Genomic DNA, 17,956 nt, shown 5'->3' with positions numbered 1-17,956 from the left:
ATCAACCTTGGTTACCTGACCCATCCGCGTCCAAGCGGTGGCCAGCCACGCGGCGAAGGTTTCGAGTTAAGAACCGACCGCCATGGCGCGGTGCGTGCCGGTGCCGGCCTGCTGATCACCACCGAGCCGCGCCCAAACGAATCCAAGCACCACAAGGACCTGCCGGAAACCGCCGAACGCCTGGCCACCGCCAGCGATCAACAGGACGGTTTCGCCACGCAGGCCAAAGAGCTTCAGGCTCAAGAGGGGGCGATCAGGACGACGTGGCCAAGGCCTTGCACGCGCAGCATCAAGGCGTACTCGGCTCGGGTCCGGCAAACCTCACCGCCAACGAATTCCCCGAGTTCACCGAGCCGCATCTGGTGCTCGCCAGTCCGGCCGGCATCGCCCTGACCACACCGCGCTCCAGCCACATCGCCACCGGCGAACACCTGGCGCTGAGCAGCACCGGGCACACCAGTTTTTCCATCGGCAAACGCCTGCTGGCCAGTGCCAGTCGCGGCATGCGCCTGTTCGTGCAGAGCATGGGCTGGCGGCTGGTGGCGGCGTCCGGCGACATCGACGTCAAGGCACTCAAGGACAGCATCAACCTGCTGGCCAAGCTCAACATCACCGCCAACGCCGACCGCATCACCATCACCGCGAAAACCGAACTGGTGATCCAGGGCGGCGGCAGCGCCACGACCTACAACGCCGGCGGCATCACCCACGCCACCAGCGGCCCGTACACCGCCCACGCGGCGAACTTCGCCTACACCGGGGCGAAATCCTTGGCGGGCGTGTTCCCGGAACCGCCGAAACCGGGCAAGGGCAATCTCGAATTATTCAACCAGTACGCCGGGCGTCAGGGCATCAAGGAAGGCGATTACGAAGTCATCGATGCGCTGGGCAAGAGCATCAAGGGCAAGCTCGACGCCAAGGGCTTTGCCAGTGTTGCCGGCGCGGCACCGGGCCCGGCGCGCGTGCTGTTCGGCAAGGATCCGGCGGATACCTGGAGCGAAGGCAGCTACATCGGCAAGCCGGAATGGCCGTTGAATCCACCGGGCGCTGAGGACGTGCCGAGTCAGGTGCAGGCGATGGTCGCGCAGGCGCTGCCGAGCAAGAACTGGGACATGTTGGAGAAGGGCAAGGAATTGGCACAGACAGGGATGGGCGCGGTGCAGACCGCACAAGGCGCGATGCAAACGGCGCAGCAGGTGAAAGGCGCCGTGCAGGGCGGAGCGGCGGGGCTGCCGAAACTGGCGAGTGCGGCGATGCCGAGTGCTTCCGGGCTGCTCGGGGCGGCGAGCAAGGCGGGCAAGTTGCCGAGTCTGCCGGCGCCGACGCTTCCAAAACCTTCCTTGAAAACCCCGGGCCTGCTGGCGGGTGAGATGCTGTCATGACCACTGAAAATGCTGTAGTAAAACGGGAACCTCAGGTTGCCATTGTTCCCCTGAATGCCATCGATATTCAGGATGTCGCCAGCGGTGCGGCTACCTTTGATGCCTGGCTTCAATCCGCCACTGATGGCGTGGTCACTCTTGATCGAATCAAGAATTACGCGGGCTTCTTGCCGGTGGTGGGCAACATCATGGCGCTGGTCGATGCGCTGGGGGACATCGTCACGCTGTCGAACGCCAAGCAGCGCGACTTGCTCGCGTGGGCCAGCCTTGGCATCAACCTGATCGGCGTATTGCCTTTACCACCGTCGATGGCAGCGGCGCGCATGACCCTGCGCCCGACCCTGTTTCTGGTGCGTCAGGAGATGAGGGCCAGCAGCAAGTTGTTGCTCAGCACTTCCGTGATCGAGGTGCTGGTCGGTCACCTGAACGCCTCGATTATCGGCACGCTCGATGACTTTGTTGAACAGGCAAAAGGCAAGTTACCCGGTATTTTGGCGGACGCTGGCAAGCTGGGTGAAGACGTTATCAACGAGATTGCCAAAGGCATCGAAGCGGTGGCGTTTGGCAATCTGGATGCCAAAGGTGATCTGAATGCAGCCAGCGCCCAGGCAAGCGCTGCGGCCGACCAATTCAAGAATGATCCGTTGGCGTCTTTCAGCAATGTTTTTGGGGCTGCCAACAGTGCGCTGAAGTCAGCAGGCAAAGGCCTGGCCAACAGCGTGGCGCAAAACCTCGTCCCTGATGACTTCAAAAAAGCCGTTTCCGACGAAACCAAAAAACTGCGGGCGATGGGCCCGGAACTGCGCACCCAATTGAGCAAGCTGGATGATGAGTCCGTTCAGAACTCCATCGGTTGGTTGCTGCTGATCCTTTCCAGCGCCGTGACGTTGTGGCGCAAGCGCAATGCCCATGGCCAGAACGCCGCCGTCCACCCGGAGAAAACCGGTCAGGCGAAGCGTATGGCACCTGACGGGCAGTTGGCTTCCAATGGCCAACAGGCTCCAGCGAAAAGCGCGCCCAATCCAGACAAAGGCCCCTGTGAATGCGCCACGCCATTCAGCATCAATTTCGCCTTGGGTTCGGAAAGCCTCAGACATACCGATTTCAGCTTGCCCGGCCCATTCCCGATCGAATGGACACGCACTTACAACTCTCGCCTCGACGCCTACGATCAGAGCGAACTCGGCGCCCGCTGGATCAACGAATTCACCACGCGTTTCGACTGCGTGGACGATGGCCTGACGTTCTACGGCGCCGATGGCCGCGACCACAGCTATCCGTTGCCCAAAGTCGGCCTGTTCCACTACGACGCCATCGAAAACATCACCCTCGTTCGTGCCAGCGAAGATCAGCTATTGCTGTGCCGTGGTTTCGAGCGCAAGGAAACCTACGTCCGCCGTGGCCAGCGTTTTGTGCTGACCAACATTTCGCTGCACAACGGCGCCGGGATCATGCTGCATTACGAGCATCGGCATGGCGAACAGTCGGTGCTCTCGGATCTGATCACCTATCAGGAAAACGACACCAGCAAGGTCCACCTTCACCTCGGCACAATGATCGACGATCACGGGCGGTTTATCGGTCTCTGGCAAATCGTTGACGGCGAACCGCAGCGACAGCTCTGCGCCTACCAGTACGACGCCTATGGCGACCTGATTCAAGCGCAGGACGAGAACGGCGCAGTCTGGTCGTATCAGTTCCAGCATCACCTGATCACCCGCTACACCGACCGCACCGGGCGCGGCATGAACCTGCAGTGGGACGGCCCCGGCGCCAAGGCCAAAGCCATCCGCGAATGGGCGGACGACGGCAGCTTCGACACGCGCCTGGAGTGGGACGAAAACATTCGTCTGACCTACGTCACCGATGCGCTCGGCAACGAGACCTGGCACTACTACGACATCCTTGGCTACACCTACCGCATCCGTTATGCGGATGAGCGTTCGGAATGGTTCTTCCGCGACGAGGCCAAGAACATCGTGCGCCGCGTGAATGCCGATGGCAGCACCGATCGCTACAGCTACGATGAACGCAGCAACCTGCTCGAACACATCCGCGCCGATCACACGGTGATGCATTACGCCTACGACGATCAGGACTTGCTGATCAAGATCAGCGACGCCGAGGGTGGTCAGTGGCAACGCGCTTATGACGACCAAGGCAACCTGGTCGAAGCGCTCGATCCGCTGGGCAACAAAACCGAATACGCCTACAACAAATCCGGTCAGCCCACCGCGATCAAGGACGCCAACGGCAACGAAAAGACGTTGGACTACAACGACGCCGGGCAACTGGTCGAGTACGTCGACTGCTCAGGCAAGACCAGCGCCTGGGAATACAACGAACTGGGGCAGATGATCTGCTTCACTGACGCCGCCGGTAACGCCACCGAATACGAATACAAGGCTGGCCAACTGGTGCTGATCAAGCACCCGGATAAAACCGAAGAACGCTTTGATCGTGACGCAGAGGGCCGGCTGTTGACGCATGTCGACGGTCTCGATCGCTGCACCACCTGGAGCTATAGCGCGGCCGGTTTGATCGCCGAACGTGTCGATGCCGCCGAGCAAACCCTGCGCTATCGCTGGGACCGTCTCGGCCGGCTAACGGCCCTGGAAAACGAAAACGAACAACGCGCACACTTCCACTACGACCCGGTCGGGCGCCTGCTCGAAGAGAGCGGATTTGACGGGCGTAGCACACGTTATCAGTACGACCCTCTCACCGGTCGCCTTGCCCAATCGATCAATGGCCAACGCGTCATCTCGGTGAGCTTCGACCCGATGGGCCGCTTGACCGAGCGTCGCGCCACCCAGGGCGAGCAGTCGCAAAGCGAAACCTTTGCCTATGACGGTAACGGCAACATGGTGCTGGCCGACAACGCCGACAGCCGCCTGCAATGGTTCCACGACCCGGCCGGCAATCTGCTGCGCGAACACCAACATTACCTCGGACTGGAAAAACCCACCGTCGCGATCTGGCAGCACGAGTACGACGTACTCAACCAGCGTGTCGCCACCGTACGCCCCGACGGCCACCGCGTCAGTTGGCTCACTTACGGCAGCGGCCACCTGCTGGGCATGCGTCTGGATGAGCATGAACTGATCGGTTACGAACGCGACGACCGGCACCGCGAAATCGCCCGCCATCAAGGCAATCACCTGCTGCAAACCCAAAGCTGGGACCCGGCCGGACGCTTGCAGGAGCAACTGCTGGGGCGCAGCGATGACAAAAGCATCCTGCTCAAGCGCGAATACAAATACGACGCTGCCGGCCAACTGACCGACATCAATGACAGCCGTCGCGGCCCGCTCGCCTATCGTTACGATCCCGTCGGCCGACTGCTCAGCGCCGTGACGCGTCAAAGCGTTGAAACGTTCGCCTTCGACCCGGCCGGTAACCTGCTGGATGACAAGACTGCTGAAATCCGCCGTCCACTGGATCTGACGCCGCCGCGCAGCAAACTGGTCGACAACCTGCTGCGCGAATACGCCGGCACCCACTACGACTACGACGAACGCGGTAATCAGATCCAGCGCTGGCACAACGGTCAACGCAGTGATCTGAGTTGGGACCTGTTTGATCGACTGGTGCATTTCGAAGATCCGCGCCTGAGCGTGGATTTCGCCTACGACGCACTGGGACGCCGCCTGCACAAAAACTCCCGCGCGCACTACAAACAGCGTCCGGAAGCCGGTTCCCTCTGGAATAGAAGCGAGCACGCCCGCAAACAGCGTGAACTGGGCTGCGGTTTTACGCTCTACGGATGGGACGGCGACAACCTCGCGTGGGAAAGCAGTCTGGCGCAGGGCGATGGCGAGCCGGGTCGCACGGTGCACTACGTCTTCGAGCCGGGGACTTTTGTACCTGTTGCACAGGCTGTACGGCATGCGCCGATCAAACTGATGGGGCTGCCGGATTACAGTGGTGAATACAGCCTCGATGAAGACCCGGTGTGGAATCACAAGGCAACGGCGTTAGCGTTCGATGCGTTGGCCTGGTATCAGTGTGATCACCTCGGTACGCCGCAGGAACTGACAGATTCCCAAGGCAACCTGGCTTGGACCGCGCAGTACAAGGCGTGGGGGCAGGTGACGGAACAGCGCTCTGAGTGGGCGCGGCAGCATGGTGTGATGAACCCGATACGGTTTCAGGGGCAGTATCACGATCATGAGACGGGGCTGCATTACAACAGGTATCGGTACTACGACCCGGTAGTCGGGCGGTTCATCAGTAAGGATCCGATTGGATACTCAGGAGGCATCAATCTATTTTCTTATGCTCCTAACCCGGTAAATTGGGTAGACCCATTTGGCTTAACCTCTGAGTGTAGTTGTGGAATTGGTGGGCACTTCGTTGGGAGCGAGCGACCAAGAAGTGATGGTGCTACTCCAAATTCGATTTATACAAAAACCGACAAAACAGGCCAGGTTGCTGTTCAAAACACTGTTTACAATGAACGGGGTGAAGCAATGGGGCAGGTCGACTTCAAGAACCATGGTAGTGGTGCGGTTTCAGGGCATGGCCATTTAATCGAACCGCCAGGCAACCTTGCAGCGGGTCACGGCCCTAATGCTGTCCATCTTGAACCAGGTAAGGTTCCCGAAGGGTGGGCGAAGTTACCCGACGGCATACAACCTTCGACGCCTATAGGTAAATGAGAATGTCAGAGTCTGCAGAAAAAATAAGTGAGATATTGCAAGCTTTTCATGGTTTCGAAGATGGGCTGCTATTGTCGTTTGAGTTTAATTATATGCCTGGCGAGCGACTCGCGGCACAGATTTTACTTCATGCCAGAGATCATCGGGTTGAAGGGAATGTTTGGAAAAAGGTTAAAGTCGTTGTCCGTGGTGTTGAAGAGCTGAGTGCGAAAGTTGGCGGGCATCAGTTTAATTCAATTTGCTCGGGGGTTCGGTTATTGAAATTTGACGACTATTGGTGTGTCGATATTGATGGGAATTACGCCTTGGATGCTGACCCAGCATCGATTAATGAAATTCGCCAAGATGGGGATCTATATGTTATTGGGCGTGATATAGAGGTTTATGAGCTTGAGGGTTAGGCGACTCTCGAGAAAGTAGTTGTAGTCAAGTGGATTTAATGGAGTATTAGGCAGGCTTTTTCGCAGATGCTTAATGGAAAGGAGTTATGGGTTGATTGAGTGCCCCTTGGGTTTCGGGTACTCCTATAACTTCAGATCTGAGCGGGCTATCAGTTCTCTAGCCTAAGGAGTGACAACATGAAGGACGTAATCCGCCTCGGTGACTCGACCACACACGGTGGCAAGGTGCTCGAAGCCTTTTCCCATACCGATCTCAATGGTAAACCGATTGCCGGACAATAAAGGGGGCGGATTTATTTTTGCAATGAGTTATGAATGCAAGCTGGTGTTCGACGACACCACTTCAGCCAGCAAAGTAATGAAGAAAGTAGAGGGCAGCGGCGCATGCGTTCGCGTGCAACAGCCTGGTGACTTCTACCTGAAAGATCAGTCGCTCAACAGCAGCGCTGATTATGACGCTCGATTGATGTATGAAAGTGAAAGCGTTCTGTGGCTTCAGGTCAATTTCAAGTCATTGAGCCTTTACCAAACCATGCTCTCGGCGTTGGGCGGCAGCGACTATAGATGTCTTGAGGATGGTGATGACGATGAAAAGGTGCCGCTCAAGGAAGCATTTCGCATCAAGGGTAATGTTTGAAGAGCGGTTGAAGGTCTGCATCGTGCGTCCGTGCAAATAGACAGGCCATGGTCAAAGGAGTGACAACATGAAAGACGCCATTCGCTTGGGCGACTCCACCACTCACGGTGGCAAGGTCCTCGAAGCGTTCTCCCGGACCGACCTCAACGGCAAGCCGATTGCCGGGGTCGGTCACAAGGTCAGTTGCCCGCTGTGCAAGGGGATTTTCCCGATTGCCGAGGGCAGCAGCATTTACACCGTGGACGGCACACCCATCGCACTGGACGGTATGAAAACCGCCTGCGGGGCGGCGCTGATTGCCAGCGGCCCGAAAGGCGCCGTGATCAGCTAAGTTTCTGAATTTCGATTAGGCATACTTCAATGTCGCGTATTTTACGTGTGAGAACCTTAACCACGATCACACCTGTCTCCCCCCTTGAAAGTTGGTGAAGAAATTTAACTTGAAAGTTGTCGGTGGGGGCGGAGGAAATCATGATGTCAGAGTGTTTAAGCAAACTTTTCAATCTTTCTCCGAGAGATTTACAATCTCTGCGTATCAAAGATTTTACATGCTTATTGCGTAGCAAAATCTATTCGGCACGTGGCAGTCGATGAGTTGATAGTCCACCTTAATAGTTTTCCTGAAGGTCGTGACTTGGCTGAGTGGGAGAGAAAGGGTGCACTGTTGCCACTCAGTGGAAGGGGGGATGATATGCCTCAAGACCTTAACCAATCGATTCCATCTCAAGATATTGACGATTTTTGCCATGTTGTGGATAGCTCGGTCGAGGTCGGAATAGTAGATGTCTATGGAGCTCCAAGCGAGCTGCCGGTCAAACGCCTAGAAAAAATAACTTCAATTCTTCGCAAAAATGGCATCGATATTCCTCAGTTGTGATTAATGGAGTAATTGGGTCAGGTTTGTTTTTGTATAATTTTTGCACTATATAAATCTGTCACCTTTGTGCTCGATCGGGAAAGCTAACAGGGGAGATGAACTAGACGCTCATGAATTCGTTCGCAATGAAGCTTTGGAGCAGAGGTGACTGACTCCCGAGGAGGGGCGAAATAAAGCTAACCCCTCTATTGCGCTTCCTCGGGGCATGCATATGCATGTACAAATCAATGAGAATGTACTGGCAGTTCAGCATTTGAATGTAGGGCGTGACGAGTTTCAGCTTGGAGCAGATGGGCTACCTTCTAAGCGTCAAACGGATGTTTGGCAAGGAGCTTTAAGAACTTCGGGTCTTCCAGCTTCTCGAGCTAGGCAGCTCAGAAAACAGGCTAAAGGTTTCTTGGCAGGCTGTCCCTGCCCATGCAATTAAAGAGGAATAATCGATGTTCAATGAACTGGTTTTTTCGAATGGTAACCCTGACAAGATGTATCCATTTCTTGGCGGTAACCCTTACCTGCCTGAGTCGATCGCTTGGCCGACCGACTCGACTGGCGCACCTTTGTTACATTTAGCGAGTCTTCCGGCAGCGTTCATCAATCGCTACATTCCGCAAGTGAAAATAAGCGAAGATATCATGATCTCGCTTTTTACACCTTACTCGGTATCCTCCGACTCCTACATCAACACGGCGATGAACGAAGGGGGCAGAGTTCTAGCGTACAGACCTTCCGATCGGCAAGTGGACGGTTATGGAAAACCAATTTTTCCCTCGCTATAAATTACTGCAATCGAAAATACAGGTGAAGATAGCGATGAAAATGGAGTCGCTAAGATTGCTGGCATTCCTGCATGGATTCAAGATGATGAGAGTCGAGATGACTTGACTTATGTTCTTCAGATCAACAACTCTCGGCTTAACAAAGCGGCGCCTAGCCATAAGAGTATTTTTGTGGGTGGTATGGGGTATCTGTTATTGAAGAGAAATATTGTCGATGAAGATTTGTTGGCGGGAGAGCTTGTAATTCAAGTCTCATGAGAGGAAGGTTTTTATTAACTTTAAATGACATCGGATTTGTTGTTGTCGTTATTGGTTGATTGGACTGGTAAAGGGGGCGGATTTGTTTTTGCATCATTTTTGCATTATATAAATCTGTCACCTTTAATACTTCAATTACCCCCTGACTGACGGTGTGTTGAAATCAATAAGCCGCAAAGGGGTGAAGTAATGACTGAAAAACAAAAATGCGTTGATCTACTTCAGGGATTTTTAGACAGGATTTATGGACAGGCGTCGAGAGAACAGGACGGTGTATTAAGTAGAAACTGTGGTCATTACGATTATGCGGGTGACAAGTTCTCTGTATATGTTACGGTTTTCCCCGAGGAAGTTGAGCTTGTTTTTGAAGGTGAGCAAGTAGAGGGCGGGAGTTATGTTGTGAGTCTGGATATATGTACTCCTGAAGGGGAAATGTTGAAGGGTAAGGTGGTGTCTGCAAAAGGCGGTTGTGACGAAATCAGGAAAACTTTGGAGCGTTCAGAGGCCTCAGTACTTGCAGAACTTTTGAGGTTTCTCAACGAATGAAGTCAATGCATGCTTGGTTCCAATAATTGGGACGGATTTATTTTTTGCAATGAGTTATGAATGCAAGCTGGTGTTCGACGACACCACTTCAGCCAGCAAAGTAATGAAGAAAGTAGAGGGCAGCGGCGCATGCGTTCGCGTGCAACAGCCTGGTGACTTCTACCTGAAAGATCAGTCGCTCAACAGCAGCGCTGATTATGACGCTCGATTGATGTATGAAAGTGAAAGCGTTCTGTGGCTTCAGGTCAATTTCAAGTCATTGAGCCTTTACCAAACCATGCTCTCGGCGTTGGGCGGCAGCGACTATAGATGTCTTGAGGATGGTGATGACGATGAAAAGGTGCCGCTCAAGGAAGCATTTCGCATCAAGGGTAATGTTTGAAGAGCGGTTGAAGGTCTGCATCGTGCGTCCGTGCAAATAGACAGGCCATGCTCAAAGGAGTGACAACATGAAAGACGCCATTCGCTTGGGCGACTCCACCACTCACGGTGGCAAGGTCCTCGAAGCGTTCTCCCGGACCGACCTCAACGGCAAGCCGATTGCCGGGGTCGGTCACAAGGTCAGTTGCCCGTTGTGCAAAGGGGTTTTCCCGATTGCCGAGGGTAGCAGCACCTACACTGTCGATGGTGTGCCCATCGCGCTCGAAGGCATGAAAACCGCCTGTGGTGCCGCGCTGATTGCCAGCGGCCCAAAAGGGGCCGTAGTCAGCTGAGTCTCTGAATTTCGTTTAGGTTCACTTCAACGTCGCGTGTTTTACGTTTGAGAATTTTAACCAGGCTCACACCAACGAACGGGTAATAAAGGTGACGGATTTATTTTTACATCACTTTTGCACTAAATAAATCTGTCGTCCTTAACAAGCACGGCGTCAACGGGGAGCATTATTTATATGAGAATCAAAAGTCTAAAGGATGTCCACAATGAAAGCTGTAGTTGATGCCGGGTCCGTTCTTGCTTCGAAATCTGCAGGATTTCGCTTTGATAATTCATGCGACTCGATATGGTATCTGGCTACAGGCTATGATTATGGATTGATTTTTGATTGCTTGGCTCCCATTTTTTTCGGCATAATATATATGCGGTGCTTGCTGCCGAGCTCGATTCCAGTAGCAGTATCGCGAAGAAACTAGGCCAGCATAAAAGAGCGTTTGGGAAGCTTGGCTTGGCCGCAGCAAACAAAAGAAGACACTTGGAATTAGACTTAGACATTGAGGGGATACATCATTTCTGTGACCTCTCTGCCCTCTCTAGCAGCGAAGAAATAAAAACCCTTTTGACTGCCACATACAAAGGATGGAATGCATTAATATTTTTATCAGAGGTAGAAGTGAATGAAAGTGATAAGAAAGAAATTCTCGGTGCAATCTCTGAGATTTATAGAGCCTCAGGAACAAATTTCTCTGAGGCCTCCTCATTAAATTTATTTCATAAAGTAACGGCAACGCTATTTTCAAAAAAGTGCACTGTCGTCATGCTAGGTGAAGATCTTTCTGATACTCGAGCAATACTGATCTCAGGCCATCCGGAACAGATAATCGAATTTTCAGAGCTCGCAAATACTTTGGTTCGAATCGACCCCAATCGGACTCCAACACCGTTAACACGAAATTTCACAATAAAAACCCCTTTCGCCAGAAGGCGTATGTTTGAGGTATAAATAACGGTCGGGATTAATGAGGGCGGAATTAAGGATTAATGGTGAATTAATGGGGATGGATTTATTTTTGCATCTCTCGTCGCTCACTGGACCTGACCCCACCGCGCAGCAAACGGGTCGACAACCTGCTGTGCAATGATGGGGACGGATTTATATGTTGCAAAGGGCTGAATGCTCTGTGGTAAATGCGAATCTAGACGTTCATGCTCCGGTCACTTCAAGGCAAGGAAGGCTGAAGTTTTGGTTAACGAGGGCGAGGGCGGAGTGATGGTGCGCGGGGTAGCATGTCTGAGCTCACGCGGAAAGAAAAAGATGAATCTCGGGATAAAGATTTTAAATCTATGAAGAAGCTGAATAAGTTCACTGTGCACGGGGCCGCTGTCGGGAGTGATACGAGTATTCAGCTGGATGAGATTTCGATTCTTGCTGATCCACAAACGATTAGAGAGCTTGGTGTTTTTCTTATTAGTGCATCGTATGAGATGTCAACGAATGGTCTTGAGCATATGCACCTTCAAGATATAGTTGAAAATTTCGACTATGACGCGAATGTGGACTTTATTGCACTTAATAGCGAAATAATTAAAGCGTGACCGGATGCTGACGTGCCCCCACTGATCGAACTCCCCGAAAGCCTGCGTCCACTGTTTCTCGCCGCAGGCTGGCCCACTACCAGCACCGAACCACTGCCGGTTTTCGTCCCACCTGAACACCCGGCCGCGGCCTTGCTCGACCAACTTGCCGGGCTGCGGGTGGGCACCTGCGGCGCAGGTGAGGAATGCGCTACCAGTGATGTCGAATTCGGCACCTTTGAACATCTGCATGGGAGCGAAGAGTTCCTTGAGTGGCAGCAACGCCTGGGCAGTACCTTGGTGAGCATCGCCGAAGTCCAACACGGCCACGGCGCGCTGTTGATGGACGAGCGGGGTCGCTGCTACGTCTTGAGCCTTATCCATGACGCACTTTGGATGCAGGGACGTGACTTCATTCAGGCCATGGAAACCCTGATTTTCGGGCGCAAGGCCAGTGAGTGGAGCGAGTGATTCCTGTGCCCCGGACTTGGTGAGTGTAAAGAGTTCGTCTGTCTGTTGATGCTGATACGATTTTGACCCCGTCGGCTGATGTTGAATGACTCATCTGCAGCCTCTGCTATACCAAGCAAGGCCATCGCTTACATCACTGTTTTTCCAGTGAAACAGGAACTGATATGCAATGCCCGACTTGTGGCGAGTACGGTGATCTGGTCATCGTTAAAGTAAAAAAAACAGGCGAAGAAGTCCTCGTCTGTACCGAATGCGATTCACTGTGGAAAACAGTTGAGGCGGAGCATCTCGGCGAAACCGTTCTGGATGTCTCTGACTTTCTGACACAGCGCAATCTTGCGTCTGATTGGGGCGAGCTGGAGTTATTGCGTAGAGTCTGACGAGAACATTCGCCAGGGCTTCCGATTGCAGGTGCTTGGCTCGTCGGACGTGCTGGTGGTCTGAGCCACTTCATCCGTCAAAGGAGTGAAACATGAAAGACGCCATTCGCTTGGGCGACTCCACCACTCACGGTGGCAAGGTCCTCGAAGCATTCTCCCGGACCGACCTCAACGGCAAACCGATTGCCGGAGTCGGTCACAAGGTCAGTTGCCCATTGTGCAAGGGGATTTTCCCGATTGCGGAAGGCAGCAGCACCTACACCGTCGATGGCGTGTCCATCGCGCTGGACGGCATGAAAACCGCCTGTGGAGCCGCGTTGATTTCCAGTGGCCCGAAAGGCGCCGTAATCAGCTGAGTCCCTGAATTTCGGTTACTTCTGTCTGCCTTGGTCGATATTTAGAGTGGGCAGGGCCAGTCCAGGGGTTCAAAAAGCAAAAAGATCGCAGCCTGCGACAACTCAACATCAGGATTAATTTTCCCCTGTAGACGCTGCCGCAGCCTGCGATCTTTTGCTTTTACTTAGCGGAGAACTTCAACACCACGTTCTGGGTGTAGGCCTGACCGGGATCCAGACGGGTGCTCGGAAAGTTCGGCTGGTTCGGCGAGTCCGGATAGTGCTGAGTCTCCAGGGTGAACGCGCCCCAGTGCGGATAGACCTTGCCGCCCTTGCCCTTGACCGTGCCGTCGAGGAAGTTGCTGGTGTAGAACTGCACGCCCGGTTCATTGGTGAACAGCTGCAAGTGGCGACCGGATTGCGGGTCGCTGACTTCGGCGGCGAGTTTGCTTGCGTCCCCTTTGGTGTCCAGCGCCCAGTTGAAGTCGAAGCCGCCGTGTTTCGGTTCGGCGAATTTCAACTGCGGGTGATCGACCTTGATGTGCTGGCCAATGGCGGTCGGTTGGGTGAAGTCCATTGGCGTGCCGGCCACGGGCGCCAGTTCGCCGGTCGGGATCAGTTTGGCGGTGACCGGGGTGTAATGGCTGGCGTGCAGGGTGGCGACTTGCTTGAGGATGTCGCCATTGCCGGCGCCGGCGAGGTTGAAGTAACTGTGGTTGGTCAGGTTGAGCACCGTCGGTTTGTCGGTGCTGGCCTTGTAGTCAATGCGCAGCTCGTTGTTGTCGGTGAGGCGGTAGGTGACTTCGGTGGTGAGGTTGCCGGGGAAACCCATTTCACCATCCGCCGACAGGTAGGTCAGGGTCACGCCGACCGAATCCTGGTCCTTGGTTTCCTGTGCCTTCCAGACCTTTTTGTCGAAGCCCTGAGTGCCACCGTGCAAGGCGTTGGTCTTGTCGTTCTGCGGCACTTGATAGCGTTTGCCATCGAGTTCGAACGCGCCATCGGCCAGACGATTGCCGAAGCGGCCGATGGTCGCGCCGAAGTACGCGGTGCCTTTCTGGTAACCCTGCACATCGTCGAAGCCGAGGACGATGTCGTCGAGCTTGCCGTGTTTATCCGGCACCAGCAGCGCCTGCAAGGTTGCGCCGTAGGTGATGACCGTGGCTTGCATGCCGTGGCTGTTGCGCAGGATGTATTGCTCGACGGGCGTGCCGTCATTGGTTTTGCCGAAGGCTTTGTGTTCGCTGGACAGGCCAGCGGCCTGGGCGGAGAGGGTGGCGATCATCAGGGACAGTCCGAGGCCGCAGAGTTGATGTCGGGATTGAAGCATGGTTGACCTTCCATTTTGTTGTTGTTTTGAAAATCGCTAAATAGTCATGCTAATTATCGTGTGAATGAAAATTTATAGCGGATTAAACGTTTATTGCAAAAATAAAGTCGGACTAAATTGAGTGGGTGTCCTGCGCCGAAGGTCGGGAAATCTCTGCGGCACTGCACTTTTGCGAAATCCTCGGCTCTATCCATGGCCAGGTTGCGGTGACTCCCGCCGCACAGGAATGTGTCCTTCAAAGAATTCATGCCGAGAGTTTTTCGCCCAATCGCTGCTTTCATTCATCGCCCGTGCCTGTTACTGGCCTGCCTGTCGACGCTGTTGCTCGGCGGCTGCAGCCATCAGGACGGCAACAATTTCATCAACCAGATGCGCGAGGGCAGACCTCAGGAATTTCTCCAGACCAGCGTCGACCGCATGGCCACGCTGGCGATGCGTGACAACCTCGACAGCCTTTATCGTTTGATGGGCAAGTTGTACCTGCGCAACCCGGACGAGCTGCGCAAATCCGGCTTCCTCGACATTCGCACCGCGGTCAAGCAGGTGCGGCTAGCCATCGAACAGCAACAACCGCTGCCGACGCTGGGCGGTAAAAAAGATCTAGTAGCGCTGAGTTATGCGATGAGTCCGGAGTTTCTCGGTGATCGGGTCGGCGCGTTCATCTATGCGATCGGCAGCATGCTGGTCACCGCCCACGGCAACCGCACCGAGTTCTACATGACCGATGAGATCAACCCGACCTTCGTCAACAACGCTGCGCGCAACATTGAGAAAGCCACGTGGATCCTCGCCCAGCGGCAGAACAAGGAGGGTCAGCCGTTGCTGTTTTCCAACGAGATTTCGGAGGAGGGCAGCAATCTGAGTTTCGCCACGGAGTTCGGCAAAGTCGTGGCGCGTCTGGACTTGCTGACCCAGATGCTCGACGAGCGCTACCGGCGCATCGGTTTGAATTACGCCCAGAGCCTGCTGTTTTTGAATTTTTTGCCGGTGCAGTAAAAGAGTTGGACCGACTCTCTTTTATTGGTCGGGGAGACGGCAGACGACACTCGCGATTTTTTGATCGTAGAATTTCAGGTTGATGAAAACATGCCCTGGGTAGTCGATGATTTGATAGGCGAAATACTGCGGGTTCAGACCATGGCTTGGAAACTCTTCAAAATCGCAGTGCGCCAAGGCAATCAGGTCGAGAATTTTTTCGCGTGCCTCAGGTGTCGCACTTTCGTCGATGCCCAAAAAGAGAGGGTGAACTGCAAGCACTGAGTCAATTTTCTTTTCCTCTTTCGTGTGATGGTGATAGACACCCTTGGCAATTTTTTCGAGTGCCTGTTCGATCACCTCGAAATTAACTGGCCCGGTCGGATGCTGGATGTACTGTTTTGGCGCGACTTTTTCTATGCCGAAACGACCAATGATCTGACTGTCCTTCTTAACGTGGCGAATAATCCCTCGCACAGTCCGCTGGAGTACCTCCGGGTGTACGTCAGCTGAGGTCCCGACCAGCATTTGCATGAGTTGCTCATCAATGTGAGATTGATCAGGGTTGTGTTCGGCGCAGGAAGGCACAGTGATCAGATCTGCCAACCCTGCATCTTCGCCTTTGGGGAACAGGCAGCGTGGGGGGACATGCTCCCGTCCTTCACTCGGTTTGTCACAGCAATAACACGTCTCTTCAGTGGTGCTCGCTTGCATTTCTTCTTCCTTGGAATGTTTCAGTGGGTGACAGCCTTCACATACTGAATGGTGTGCCTGTGATTAGTGGCTTAATGATGGCTTTGCCGAGCATGTCACAGGACTTTCTCTACAAACCACTATCCGAAAGTATCAGGACGATCCATGGTCCATCGGTTGCCTGATCTGTTGCCGTTGCCCATGAAAAGTTGATGAATGAAAAAGAATAACGATAGATCCGATCGATATAGGGCGTTATAAGAAAACTGGTTATGCTGCGGGCCGGATTTTCCTGTGGTTCGTCTGGACGTCTTAATGGAATTGGCAAATTTCGGCCTGGTGATTGCCGGGCTGGTCGTGGGGTTCATCGTCGGCATGACCGGTGTCGGCGGCGGTTCGTTGATGACGCCGATCCTGCTGTGGTTCGGCATCAATCCGGCCACGGCGGTGGGCACGGATCTGCTGTACGCCGCCATCACCAAATCCAGCGGCGTGCTGGTGCACAGGAAGAACAAGAACATCGACTGGGCCATCACCGGCTGGCTGACCCTGGGCAGTGTCCCGGCGGTGGCGATGACCTTGTGGTTTCTCAGCACCCTGCACACCGCTCCGGACGCGATGAACGCCATCATCAAGCAGGCGTTGGGTTTTGTGCTGTTCGCCACGGCGCTGGCGATTCTGTTCAAGAAACGCCTGCTGGAGTTCGCCCACAAACGTGCCGGCGGCAACTACAACCCCAGCGGTGCGCGCCTGAATGTCATGACCGTGATCACCGGTCTGATCCTCGGCACCATGGTCGCCCTGACTTCCATCGGCGCCGGCGCCCTCGGCACCGTCGCACTGTTCATCCTCTATCCGCTGCTGCCGACCCGCCGTCTGGTCGGCACCGAAATCGCCCACGCCGTACCGCTGACCCTGGTCGCGGGCCTCGGCCACGCGAGCATGGGCAATATGGATTGGGGGGTGCTGGGCTTTCTGCTGGTGGGGTCGCTGCCGGGCATCTGGCTCGGCAGCCACCTGACCGGTCGCGTCTCCGATGAACTGCTGCGCCCGTGCCTGGCGACGATGCTGGTGCTGATCGGCTACAAACTGGCCTTCTGATCGGCAGGCAGCCATGAGCGAAACCACATTCCATTGCAATGGCCGCCTCGCCATCACGGTCGAGCCCCGGGAAATGCGCATGAGCCACTGGCTCTACGCGCCACTGGTCGTCGATCAGCAGCGCCAACAGACGCTGCTGGACTTGAGCGACAGCCAGTGGGATCTGATCTCCACCAGCGAGGAAAGCGACAACGGCATCAAACTGTTGCTGCGCAGGTATCCGGGTGACAAACCTGCGGTGTCCCTGAGCGTCAACCTCGATGATGGAATGCTTCGGCTTGACGGCCGATGTGTCGATTCATCCGGGCTGGAAGCGGCGCTGAGCCAAGCGATCACTGGCTGATAGAACGTTTCATCACCGTCACCGGCAAGCTGTCATACTCCATCTCTTCCACCACCTCCCAACCCAGTCGCGCATACAGCGACTGCGCCGCATCGGTGTACAGGTACAACTGCGGCAGGCCCAGCGCAGCGGCTTCCTCGACGATGCGGTTGACCAGCTGCGAAGCGATGCCACGTCCGCGTTGTTCGGCCTTCACGTAGACCCCGGCCAGCCACGGCGTCAGTTGCGGACGGGCGTCCATGTCACTGTCGATCAGCAGCGCACCGCCGAGCAACCGGCCGTCTTCGAGCGCCACCACCACGCTGGGAATCGCGCCTTTGCCGCAGGCGGCGCGCATGCGTTCGGTGCGGGCGGCGAGGGTGTCTTCGGGGTTGTACTGGCCCCATTCCTTGAAGTTGAGCTCGGCCAGTTCTTCAATCAGTTCGGGGTGATCGCACAGGTAGTCGATGTGCATGGGGCTTGAACTCCGTTTCATCAGCAGAACAACCACCCTAATGCGGTCATGAAAGGTAATCAAATGCGCGACATGATCGAGCGCATCCGGTTGCGCAAAATCGTTG

20 protein-coding genes and 2 pseudogenes are annotated in these 17,956 nt (G+C 54.8%); 19 read left to right on the top strand and 3 right to left on the bottom strand.

All coding sequences use genetic code 11. From position 1 onward, the window contains the following. The 16 genes and pseudogenes from AC1RMX_RS28800 to AC1RMX_RS28725 all read left to right on the top strand — a co-directional run. Positions 1-1,382: pseudogene (locus tag AC1RMX_RS28800) on the top strand (DUF2345 domain-containing protein); the annotation flags it as partial. Beyond that, on the top strand, positions 1,379-6,043 hold the full coding sequence (locus AC1RMX_RS28795) for an RHS repeat-associated core domain-containing protein (protein ID WP_493073825.1): 4,665 nt from the start codon (positions 1,379-1,381) through the stop codon (positions 6,041-6,043). The pseudogene AC1RMX_RS28800 and the gene AC1RMX_RS28795, both read left to right, overlap by 4 nt. 2 nt (positions 6,044-6,045) lie before the next feature. Next, complete coding sequence (locus AC1RMX_RS28790; RefSeq protein ID WP_176504898.1) at positions 6,046-6,444, top strand: hypothetical protein; 399 nt, start codon at positions 6,046-6,048, stop codon at positions 6,442-6,444. A gap of 177 nt (positions 6,445-6,621) precedes the next feature. Next, a pseudogene (locus AC1RMX_RS28785) lies at positions 6,622-6,720 on the top strand (PAAR domain-containing protein); the annotation flags it as partial. Continuing rightward, entirely contained in the window at positions 6,713-7,081 is a 369-nt protein-coding gene (locus AC1RMX_RS28780) for a hypothetical protein (RefSeq protein ID WP_255261965.1), read from the top strand. The pseudogene AC1RMX_RS28785 and the gene AC1RMX_RS28780, both read left to right, overlap by 8 nt. Before the next feature lie 67 nt (positions 7,082-7,148). Then, positions 7,149-7,412 (top strand): PAAR domain-containing protein, encoded by a 264-nt coding sequence (locus tag AC1RMX_RS28775; RefSeq protein ID WP_192558491.1) that lies wholly within the window; start codon positions 7,149-7,151, stop codon positions 7,410-7,412. Between the two features lie 360 nt (positions 7,413-7,772). Further along, a complete protein-coding gene (locus AC1RMX_RS28770; RefSeq protein ID WP_493073824.1) occupies positions 7,773-7,958 on the top strand; it encodes a hypothetical protein in 186 nt (61 codons plus the stop codon). A gap of 440 nt (positions 7,959-8,398) precedes the next feature. After that, positions 8,399-8,734, top strand: a complete 336-nt coding sequence (locus AC1RMX_RS28765) for a hypothetical protein (protein ID WP_493073822.1) — start codon at positions 8,399-8,401, stop codon at positions 8,732-8,734. 447 nt (positions 8,735-9,181) lie between these two features. Then, entirely contained in the window at positions 9,182-9,538 is a 357-nt protein-coding gene (locus AC1RMX_RS28760; protein WP_493073821.1) for a hypothetical protein, read from the top strand. Positions 9,539-9,587: 49 nt separating this feature from the next. Beyond that, a complete protein-coding gene (locus tag AC1RMX_RS28755; RefSeq protein ID WP_096822368.1) occupies positions 9,588-9,920 on the top strand; it encodes a hypothetical protein in 333 nt (110 codons plus the stop codon). Positions 9,921-9,987: 67 nt separating this feature from the next. Next, positions 9,988-10,251 (top strand): PAAR domain-containing protein, encoded by a 264-nt coding sequence (locus tag AC1RMX_RS28750; RefSeq protein ID WP_493073820.1) that lies wholly within the window; start codon positions 9,988-9,990, stop codon positions 10,249-10,251. Positions 10,252-10,701: 450 nt separating this feature from the next. Next, a complete protein-coding gene (locus tag AC1RMX_RS28745) occupies positions 10,702-11,196 on the top strand; it encodes a hypothetical protein (RefSeq protein WP_493073819.1) in 495 nt (164 codons plus the stop codon). Between the two features lie 284 nt (positions 11,197-11,480). Further along, a complete protein-coding gene (locus tag AC1RMX_RS28740; RefSeq protein ID WP_493073817.1) occupies positions 11,481-11,789 on the top strand; it encodes a hypothetical protein in 309 nt (102 codons plus the stop codon). A 12-nt stretch (positions 11,790-11,801) separates the two neighbouring features. After that, positions 11,802-12,239, top strand: coding sequence for an SUKH-3 domain-containing protein (locus tag AC1RMX_RS28735; protein WP_493073816.1), 438 nt, complete (start codon positions 11,802-11,804; stop codon positions 12,237-12,239). Between the two features lie 164 nt (positions 12,240-12,403). Then, complete coding sequence (locus AC1RMX_RS28730; RefSeq protein ID WP_493073815.1) at positions 12,404-12,619, top strand: hypothetical protein; 216 nt, start codon at positions 12,404-12,406, stop codon at positions 12,617-12,619. Between the two features lie 92 nt (positions 12,620-12,711). Then, positions 12,712-12,975 carry a PAAR domain-containing protein gene (locus tag AC1RMX_RS28725; protein ID WP_493073813.1) on the top strand — a complete coding sequence of 88 codons (264 nt, stop codon included), beginning with the start codon at positions 12,712-12,714 and terminating at the stop codon, positions 12,973-12,975. A 160-nt stretch (positions 12,976-13,135) separates the two neighbouring features. Here the strand turns inward: AC1RMX_RS28725 and AC1RMX_RS28720 are convergent, their stop codons facing one another. After that, entirely contained in the window at positions 13,136-14,284 is a 1,149-nt protein-coding gene (locus AC1RMX_RS28720) for an aldose epimerase family protein (RefSeq protein ID WP_493073812.1), read from the bottom strand. A gap of 246 nt (positions 14,285-14,530) precedes the next feature. On the opposite strand from AC1RMX_RS28720, the gene AC1RMX_RS28715 reads away from it, so the two are divergent. Continuing rightward, entirely contained in the window at positions 14,531-15,280 is a 750-nt protein-coding gene (locus AC1RMX_RS28715; protein WP_493073811.1) for a hypothetical protein, read from the top strand. 21 nt (positions 15,281-15,301) lie between these two features. On the opposite strand, the gene AC1RMX_RS28710 is transcribed toward AC1RMX_RS28715, so the two are convergent. Further along, entirely contained in the window at positions 15,302-15,973 is a 672-nt protein-coding gene (locus AC1RMX_RS28710) for a hypothetical protein (RefSeq protein ID WP_493073810.1), read from the bottom strand. Between the two features lie 294 nt (positions 15,974-16,267). On the opposite strand from AC1RMX_RS28710, the gene AC1RMX_RS28705 reads away from it, so the two are divergent. Together AC1RMX_RS28705 and AC1RMX_RS28700 are read left to right on the top strand one after the other, a co-directional pair. After that, positions 16,268-17,053, top strand: coding sequence for a sulfite exporter TauE/SafE family protein (locus AC1RMX_RS28705; protein ID WP_011335062.1), 786 nt, complete (start codon positions 16,268-16,270; stop codon positions 17,051-17,053). Between the two features lie 13 nt (positions 17,054-17,066). Then, positions 17,067-17,396, top strand: a complete 330-nt coding sequence (locus AC1RMX_RS28700; protein ID WP_102621703.1) for a hypothetical protein — start codon at positions 17,067-17,069, stop codon at positions 17,394-17,396. On the opposite strand, the gene AC1RMX_RS28695 is transcribed toward AC1RMX_RS28700, so the two are convergent. Next, positions 17,386-17,850, bottom strand: a complete 465-nt coding sequence (locus AC1RMX_RS28695) for a GNAT family N-acetyltransferase (protein ID WP_096822363.1) — start codon at positions 17,848-17,850, stop codon at positions 17,386-17,388. The two genes, AC1RMX_RS28700 and AC1RMX_RS28695, sit on opposite strands and share 11 nt — an antisense overlap. Positions 17,851-17,956: the final 106 nt, after the last annotated feature.

The sequence above is a fragment of the Pseudomonas sp. GW822-FHT03F04 genome, assembly GCF_058801405.1.
The sequence above is the reverse complement of the archived record's forward strand: the minus strand, read 5'-3'. Positions and strand labels throughout refer to the sequence as shown.

Bases quoted from the DNA above. Each gene is read 5' to 3' on its own strand.
- AC1RMX_RS28790 (WP_176504898.1), top strand. From the start codon at position 6,046: ATGTCAGAGTCTGCAGAAAAAATAAGTGAGATATTGCAAGCTTTTCAT.
- AC1RMX_RS28715 (WP_493073811.1), top strand. From the start codon at position 14,531: ATGCCGAGAGTTTTTCGCCCAATCGCTGCTTTCATTCATCGCCCGTGC.
- AC1RMX_RS28755 (WP_096822368.1), top strand. From the start codon at position 9,588: ATGAGTTATGAATGCAAGCTGGTGTTCGACGACACCACTTCAGCCAGC.
- AC1RMX_RS28730 (WP_493073815.1), top strand. From the start codon at position 12,404: ATGCAATGCCCGACTTGTGGCGAGTACGGTGATCTGGTCATCGTTAAA.
- AC1RMX_RS28750 (WP_493073820.1), top strand. From the start codon at position 9,988: ATGAAAGACGCCATTCGCTTGGGCGACTCCACCACTCACGGTGGCAAG.
- AC1RMX_RS28725 (WP_493073813.1), top strand. From the start codon at position 12,712: ATGAAAGACGCCATTCGCTTGGGCGACTCCACCACTCACGGTGGCAAG.
- AC1RMX_RS28720 (WP_493073812.1), bottom strand. From the start codon at position 14,284: ATGCTTCAATCCCGACATCAACTCTGCGGCCTCGGACTGTCCCTGATG.
- AC1RMX_RS28770 (WP_493073824.1), top strand. From the start codon at position 7,773: ATGCCTCAAGACCTTAACCAATCGATTCCATCTCAAGATATTGACGAT.
- AC1RMX_RS28700 (WP_102621703.1), top strand. From the start codon at position 17,067: ATGAGCGAAACCACATTCCATTGCAATGGCCGCCTCGCCATCACGGTC.
- AC1RMX_RS28695 (WP_096822363.1), bottom strand. From the start codon at position 17,850: ATGCACATCGACTACCTGTGCGATCACCCCGAACTGATTGAAGAACTG.
- AC1RMX_RS28775 (WP_192558491.1), top strand. From the start codon at position 7,149: ATGAAAGACGCCATTCGCTTGGGCGACTCCACCACTCACGGTGGCAAG.
- AC1RMX_RS28740 (WP_493073817.1), top strand. From the start codon at position 11,481: ATGTCTGAGCTCACGCGGAAAGAAAAAGATGAATCTCGGGATAAAGAT.
- AC1RMX_RS28760 (WP_493073821.1), top strand. From the start codon at position 9,182: ATGACTGAAAAACAAAAATGCGTTGATCTACTTCAGGGATTTTTAGAC.
- AC1RMX_RS28795 (WP_493073825.1), top strand. From the start codon at position 1,379: ATGACCACTGAAAATGCTGTAGTAAAACGGGAACCTCAGGTTGCCATT.
- AC1RMX_RS28705 (WP_011335062.1), top strand. From the start codon at position 16,268: ATGGAATTGGCAAATTTCGGCCTGGTGATTGCCGGGCTGGTCGTGGGG.
- AC1RMX_RS28710 (WP_493073810.1), bottom strand. From the start codon at position 15,973: ATGCAAGCGAGCACCACTGAAGAGACGTGTTATTGCTGTGACAAACCG.
- AC1RMX_RS28765 (WP_493073822.1), top strand. From the start codon at position 8,399: ATGTTCAATGAACTGGTTTTTTCGAATGGTAACCCTGACAAGATGTAT.